Annotated in this window: 5 protein-coding genes and 1 pseudogene; all 6 read right to left on the bottom strand. The window is 68.7% G+C overall.

Annotated features, from left to right (window positions below; all coding sequences use genetic code 11):
• A pseudogene (locus tag ACE3TU_RS16530) lies at positions 1 to 512 on the bottom strand (hypothetical protein); the annotation flags it as partial.
• 105 nt (positions 513 to 617) lie between these two features.
• Positions 618 to 1,310 (bottom strand): response regulator, encoded by a 693-nt coding sequence (locus ACE3TU_RS16525; RefSeq protein ID WP_374626146.1) that lies wholly within the window; start codon positions 1,308 to 1,310, stop codon positions 618 to 620.
• Positions 1,303 to 3,981, bottom strand: a complete 2,679-nt coding sequence (locus tag ACE3TU_RS16520; protein ID WP_374626144.1) for an ATP-binding protein — start codon at positions 3,979 to 3,981, stop codon at positions 1,303 to 1,305. The genes ACE3TU_RS16525 and ACE3TU_RS16520 overlap by 8 nt, the downstream gene beginning before the upstream one ends.
• Positions 3,981 to 4,529: a potassium-transporting ATPase subunit KdpC gene (gene kdpC / locus ACE3TU_RS16515; protein WP_374626142.1), complete on the bottom strand. Its 549-nt coding sequence runs from the start codon at positions 4,527 to 4,529 to the stop codon at positions 3,981 to 3,983. Before kdpC ends, ACE3TU_RS16520 begins: the two co-directional genes overlap by 1 nt.
• A gap of 10 nt (positions 4,530 to 4,539) precedes the next feature.
• On the bottom strand, positions 4,540 to 6,582 hold the full coding sequence (gene kdpB / locus ACE3TU_RS16510) for a potassium-transporting ATPase subunit KdpB (RefSeq protein WP_374626140.1): 2,043 nt from the start codon (positions 6,580 to 6,582) through the stop codon (positions 4,540 to 4,542).
• 10 nt (positions 6,583 to 6,592) lie between these two features.
• On the bottom strand, positions 6,593 to 7,168 hold a 576-nt coding region (locus tag ACE3TU_RS16505), incomplete at its 5' end, for a potassium-transporting ATPase subunit KdpA (RefSeq protein ID WP_374626138.1).

Here is a 7,168-nt window from a genome sequence, read left to right as displayed (position 1 = left end):
GCAAAGCCCTCGAGCACGCAGATCGTGGTGTGCATCGAGGCATGATGCACCGGTCCGCGCTTGATGTCGCAGTTGAAGCCGCCATCGGCCAGCCGGCGCTCCAGGATGTAGTCGATCAGGCGCCGCAACTGGTCCTCGCTGGCGCCGAACCAGGCGCAGAAATTCAGCGCCATGCCATTGATGCAGACGTCGTCGATCAGGCTGCCGCCGGTCGAGTGGTTCTCGGCAAGCGCCTTGTCGACGGCCCGCCGCGCCAGCGGGTTGTCACGGGGAAGGCCGATGATCCTGAGGTCGAGCAGGGTGTAGTGCGTCGAAATCCACTTGGGGCTGTAGTAGGCGCGCCCCCAACTGCCGTCGCGATGCGCGGCCGCAAGGAACCCCGCGCCCCAGCCCTCCGTGGCGATGCGCTTCTGCAGGGCCAGGTCGACCACGCCCTCGAGATCGCGACGGGCCTGGAACGCCACCGACGGGTCGCCGGAAACGAGCCATTCGAGGATTTCCGCATCGGTCATCACTGCCTCGCTTCGGCCTACGGCACACGATGCCGATAGAGGTCCATCCGGCAGCGGAAATCAAGGCGCGGGTGTGCGGCGCCTTGCCCGCTCGCCAGGCAAGGCTCACCCGGCGCCGCCGATGAGCCGATAGCCCACGCCGGGCTCGGTCAGGATGTACCGTGGGTTCCCGGCGTCGTCGCCGAGCTTGTCGCGGATATGGCCGATGGCGATGCGGAGGTAGTGGGCGTCGTCCTCGTGCGCCGGGCCCCAGACGGCGGCGAGGAGTTGCCTGTGGGTCACCAGGCGACCGGCGTAGCGGGCCAGCAGTGCAAGGACATCGAACTCCTTGCGGGTCAGCTTCACCTCGGCCCCGGCCACGCGAACCAGGTGAGCCGCAAGGTCGATGCTGAGGTCGCCGGCAACGATGTTGGTCTTTTCGGTCTCCGGCGCCTTGCGGCTGCGGAGCAGCGCCCGGATGCGGGCCAGCAACTCACCCGTGGCGAAGGGCTTCGTCACGTAGTCGTCCGCTCCGGCGTCGAGCGCGGCGATCTTTTCGGTCTCGGCGTCGCGCACGGAGAGGACGAGGATCGGCACCTGGCTCCACTCGCGGATGGAGGTGATCACCTGCCTGCCGTCCATGTCGGGCAGCCCGAGGTCCAGCAGCACGAGGTCCGGCGCCCCGGTCGCGGCCATCTCGATCCCCTGCCGGCCCCGCCCGGCCTCGCTGAATCCGAACCCCGCGCTCTCCACCGCGATCCTGAGGAACCGGCGGATCGGGGCTTCGTCCTCGATGACCAGGATGCGGGCCTCAGCCATGGGTCGCTCCTTGTGCCATCGGCAGTTCGATCTCGATCGTCGTGCCTCGCCCGTCCGGCCCGGCCACGGCGCGAACGCGCCCGCCGTGGGCCTCGACGAAGCCCCGCACGATGGCGAGGCCAAGTCCGGTGCCGGTCGGCCGCCGGTCGCCCTCCTCAACCCTGTAGAAGAGGTCGAACACCTTTTCCCGTTCGGCCTCGGGAATCCCCGGTCCCTCGTCGCTGACCGCAAGGGTGACGGTTTCCGGGCCGCTGCTGGCCGTGATGGTGACTTTCGAGCCGGCCGGGGAGTACTTGGCGGCATTCTCCAGCACGTTGGCCACGGCCTGGCCGATGAGGACGGGGTCGGCGTCGATGCTCGGCAACTCGCGCGGCAGCTCGAGCTGCACGACGTGACCGTGCAGGACACGGGCCAGGTCCATGCGGACCGCCCCCACCACCTCGCGCAGGTCAACCGTGGTTCGCCGGGGCTTCAGCGCCCCGTACTCGAGCCGGGTCATGTTGAGCAGGTTCTGCACGTAGCGGTCGAGGCGCTTGGCCTCGTCGAGGCCCGTTTCCACCAATGCCCGCCGACCTGCGGGCGAGACGGAGTCGTCGTTGAGGCCCGAAAGGGCGCCGATCACCGACACGAGCGGGGTCCGCAGGTCGTGGCTCAGCGAGTTGAGCAGGGCGGTGCGCAGCCTCTCTCCCTCCGTCTCGATGCGCATGTCCTCGATGGCAGCGGCCATGCGGGTGCGCTCGATCGCGACAGCCACCTGATCCTCCACCGCCTGGATGAGCCGCCGGACCTCGGGGTCGTTGCCGCGGCGGGCATCGGCGAACTGCAGGCCGACGACACCGATCAGTGCCGCGCCGGCGAGCGGCACGAACATCCAGGGCGATGTCGGCAGCGTCGCGGTTCCTGCGCCGGCCGCTTCGTTCTTCTCGAAGGCCCACCGCGCTGCCGCCAGGGCGCGCGGATCGAGTTCCTCCTCGATCGTCGGATAGCCCTGCACCTGTTCGAGTTGCCCGGACTTGCCCGGCATGAGGATCAGCGACTGGCATCCCAGCGTCGCAGCCACATGATAGGCGCCGGCATAGAGCACGTCGTCCAGGTCGGACTTCGTGGCGACCTTCTTGGCAAAGTCGTAGAGCATGGCCGTCCGCTTCTGGTTGGCCCGCATCGTTGCGACCTGGGCCCGCAGGCGCCCGGCGAGGCTGCCGGTGAACAGCGCTCCGATCAGGAACAGTATGATGCCGACCACGTCCTCGGCACTCTGGATGGTGAAGCTGTAGCGGGGCGAGGTATAGAGGAAGTTGTGCGCCAGAAAGCAGATGACGCTCGTCGCGATGGCCGGGACGAGCCCGTAGCGGGTGCCTACGAAGAGCACGGCCACGAGGTAGATCACCACCAGCGAGGGTGGCGACACCAGCCCGAAGATGTCGATCGGCAGCGCGATCGAGCTGGCGATGGCAGCGCCGGCGACGCCGGCCGCGAGGGATTGCCAGGTGACCCCGATGGCCTCGGGACTGACCTTGGGCATGGGGGCGGGATGTCGCACCTCGCCGGCGACGATCGTCACCTCGAAGTCCGTCGCGGCGTCCAGCAGGCGGTCTGCGACGGGTTCGCGGAAGTATCCGAACAGGCCTCTGCGGCGGGGGCGCCCGACCACCAGTCGAGAGGCGTTGCGCGTTCGGGCGAAGCCGAGAAGTTCTGCCGCGGCGTCGCGGTCGGCGTGCAGTGTCACGACCTCCGCGCCAAGCGTCTCGGCCAGTTGCAGCGCTTCGGTCGTCAGTCGGCGCGCGGCGTCGGGCAGGGCCTCGTGCCTGGTCGTCGCGACCGTCGCGGCGATCCACGGGATCCCGGCCCGGTCCGCCATCCGCTTGCCGGCCCGGACCAGCGTCTTGGCGAGGGGGGACTCGTTGATGCAGACGAGGATGCGTTCCTGCGTCGGCCAGGGTCCGGCGAGCGCGTTGGCCCGCATGAGCCGCAGCATCTCATCGTCCACCCGGCTGGCCGCCGTCCGCAGCGCCAGTTCGCGGAGTGCGGTGAGGTTGGGCTTGGTGAAGAAGTTGTCGAGCGCCCGGCCGATGGTCCCCGCCCGGTACACCTTGCCCTGATGCAGCCGGGTGATGAGTTCCTCGGGCGGCAGGTCGATGACCTCGATCTCGTCGGCCTGCCTGAAGACCTCGTCCGGAACGGTCTCCTGCACCCGGACACCGGTGATCCGGGCGATCACGTCGTTGAGGCTCTCGATGTGCTGGATGTTGAGCGCCGTCAGCACGTCTATGCCGGCATCGAGCACTTCGACCACGTCCTGCCAGCGCTTGGGGTGGCGCGAGCCGGGCACGTTGGTGTGGGCCAGCTCGTCGATGAGCGCGAGTTGGGGCCTGCGCGCCAGCAGGGCGTCGAGGTCGAGTTCGTCGAGTTGCTGGCCGCGATAGTCCATGGCCTTTCGGGGCAGGACCTCGAGACCGCCGAGGAGCGCTTCGGTTTCCCCCCGGCCATGCGTCTCGACCAGTCCGACGACGACGTCGACGCCCTCGCGTGCCTTGATCCGCGCCGCCTCCAGCATGGCAAAGGTCTTGCCGACGCCCGGCGATGCGCCGAGGAAGATCTTCAGCGTGCCCCGGCCTTCGCGCTGGGCGGTGGCGAGAAAGGCCTCGGGCGATGGGCGGGCGGCTTCAGCCATCAGGGTTTCAGGGCATCGAGCGCCAGGTTGAGCGCCAGGACGTTGACGCGGGGCTCTCCCAATATACCCAAGTCGCGGCCGAGTGTATGGGCGGCGACCAGCGCCCGGACCTCTGCCTCCGGCAGTGCCCTGGCTGCGGCAACCCGAGCAACCTGGGCCATGGCGCCCGCCGGCGAGAGGTCCGGGTCGAGGCCCGAGCCCGAGGCGGTGAGGAGGTCGGCCGGAACATCCCGGCCGCCATAGGCGGCGGCGCGCTCCGTGACCTGTTCGAGCAGGGCGGTCGAGCCGGGACCGTAGTTCGAGCCGGACGAGGTCGACGCGTCATTGCCCACGGCCGACGGTCGCCCGTGGAAATAGTGCGCACTGGTGAACGCCTGCCCGATCAGGCCGGAGCCGATGATCGTGCCGTCTCGTTCGATCAGCGAGCCGCCCGCCTGAACGGGGAACAGACCCTGCGCGATACCGGTCATGGCGAGCGGATAGGCGACGCCGGTGAGCAGGGTGAAGACGGCGACGAGGACGATCGCCGGGCGAAGCTGGGTCAACATGTCTGCCTCCTCAGGCCAGATGCAGCAGATCGACGAGCAGGTCGATCAGCTTGATGCCGATGAACGGGGTGATGAGGCCGCCCAACCCGTAAATGGTGAGATTGCGGGACAGGAGCGCCGAAGCCGACGATGGTACGTACCTGACGCCCCTCAGGGCCACCGGGATCAGCGCCACGATCACCAGGGCGTTGAAGATCAGGGCCGACAGGATCGCCGAGGTCGGGGTGCCGAGGCGCATCACGTCGAGGACCGCGAGGCCCGGATAGGCCGTGACGAACAGGGCGGGGAGGATGGCGAAGTACTTGGCGACGTCGTTGGCGATCGAGAAGGTCGTCAGGGCCCCGCGAGAGATCAGCAATTGCTTGCCCACCAGGACGATCTCGATGAGCTTGGTGGGGTCGCTGTCGAGGTCCACCAGGTTGCCGGCCTCCTTGGCGGCCGGCGTGCCGGAGTTCATCGCGACCCCGACATCGGCCTGCGCCAGGGCCGGGGCGTCGTTCGAACCGTCGCCGCACATGGCGACCAGCCGTCCGTCGGCCTGCTCGGAACGGATCAGCTCGAGCTTCCGCTCCGGGGTGGCCTCCGCGAGAAAGTCGTCGACCCCGGCCTCGGCGGCGATGGCGGCGGCCGTGAGCGGGTTGTCGCCGGTGATCATCACGGTCCGGATGCCCATCCTGCGCATCTCGGCGAAGCGATCCCGGATGCCCGGTTTCACCACGTCCTTGAGGTGGACGACGCCGAGGATGCGGGTGTCCTCGGCGACCACCAGCGGCGTGCCGCCGGAGGAGGCGATGCGCCGGACGATCTTGTCGAGGCCAGGGTCCTGTGCTGCTCCCAGGTACCTCAGCATGGCATCGGAGGCGCCCTTGCGGATCGCCGTGCCGTCGGCCAGGTCGACGCCCGACATCCGGGTCTGCGCGGTGAAGGGCACGAAGTGTGCGCCCTTGGCGGCGTCCGCGTTCAGCGCAAACTTGCGCGTCGCCAGCTCGACGATCGATTTGCCCTCGGGCGTATCGTCCGACAGCGAGGCGAGGTAGGCGGCCTCGGCCAGTTGCTGCGCCCCGATTCCGGGTACCGGCTCGAAGGCGTCGGCCATGCGGTTGCCAAAGGTGATGGTGCCGGTCTTGTCGAGCAGCAGCACGTCGATATCGCCCGCCGCCTCCACGGCGCGGCCGGATTTGGCGATGACATTGGCCTTGACCAGCCGATCCATGCCCGCAATCCCGATGGCCGACAGCAGCCCCCCGATGGTCGTCGGGATCAGCGTGACGAACAGCGCCGCGAGGTAGATCACCGGGATCTCGGTGCCGCTCCAGTGGGCAAACGCCGGCAGGGTCACGACGACGAACAGGAACACCAGGGTCAGGGCGGCGAGCAGGATATCGAGGGCGATCTCGTTCGGGGTCTTCTGGCGCTTCGCGCCCTCCACGAGGGCGATCATCCTGTCGAGAAAGGTGTTTCCCGGAGCGGCGGTGACCTTGACCACCAGCCAGTCGGAGACCAGCCGCGTGCCCCCGGTCACGGAGGAACGGTCGCCGCCCGATTCGCGGATCACCGGGGCGCTCTCGCCGGTGATGGCGCTCTCGTCGACCGAGGCGACGCCCTCGATGACCTCGCCGTCGGTGGGGACGATCTCGCCGGCCTCGACGAGGATGATGTCGCCCTCGACCAGGGCCGAGGCGTCCCGGGGGACCACGATGTCGCGTCTCGCCGCGTCCATCAGGACCTTGGTGCGCGTCGTGGATCGCGTCGCGCGGAAGGCGTCGGCGCGGGCCTTGCCCCGCCCCTCGGCGATGGCCTCGGCGAAATTGGCGAACAGGACGGTGAACCACAGCCAGGCGGCCACCTGGACACCGACGCCGATGTTCTCCGAGCCCACGACGACATCGCGGATGACGAGGACCGTGACGAGCAGCGAGGTCAGCGCGGTGACGAAGATCACCGGGTTGCGCATCAACCCGCGCGGATTGAGCTTGAGCACCGCCTGTGCCGCCGCGCGGGACAGGATGCCTCCGTCGAGCAGCCGGATTTCCGGTGAAGGATGCTTTGACATTTCGTTTGCCTCAGAAGCTCTGCCCGGCAGCGATCGACACCTGTTCGGCGATCGGCCCCAGAGCAAGGACGGGAAGGAAGGTCAGCGCCCCGACGATCAGGATCGTCGCGACCAATAGGGTGACGAAGACCGGCCCGTGGGTGGGAAAGGTCCCGGACGAGGCCGGAGCCGTCTTCTTCATGCCGAGCGAGCCGGCGATGGCGAGGATCGGGATGATGTAGCCGAAGCGGCCGAACAGCATGGCGATGCCCAGCCAGGCGTTGTGCCAGTCGACGTTGGCGGTGAAGCCGGCGAAGGCCGAGCCGTTGTTGCCGGTGGCAGAACTGTAGGCGTAGAGCAGTTCGGTGAGCCCGTGCGGCCCGGCATCCTGCACGGCGGACTGGGCATTGCCGGTGACGATGGCCAGCGCCGCGAAGGCGAGCACGCCGATCGGCATGATCAGCAGCGTCAGCGCCGCCAGCTTGATCTCGCGGGCTTCGATCTTCTTGCCCAGGTACTCCGGCGTGCGCCCCACCATCAGGCCGGCGAGGAACACCGTGACGATGACCAGCAGCAGCATGCCGGTGAGGCCGACGCCGACGCCGCC

Origin of the sequence: Devosia sp. (genome assembly GCF_041917035.1) — a bacterium.
Classification (GTDB): domain Bacteria; phylum Pseudomonadota; class Alphaproteobacteria; order Rhizobiales; family Devosiaceae; genus Devosia_A.
This window is presented reverse-complemented; position numbering and strand designations above follow the sequence as displayed.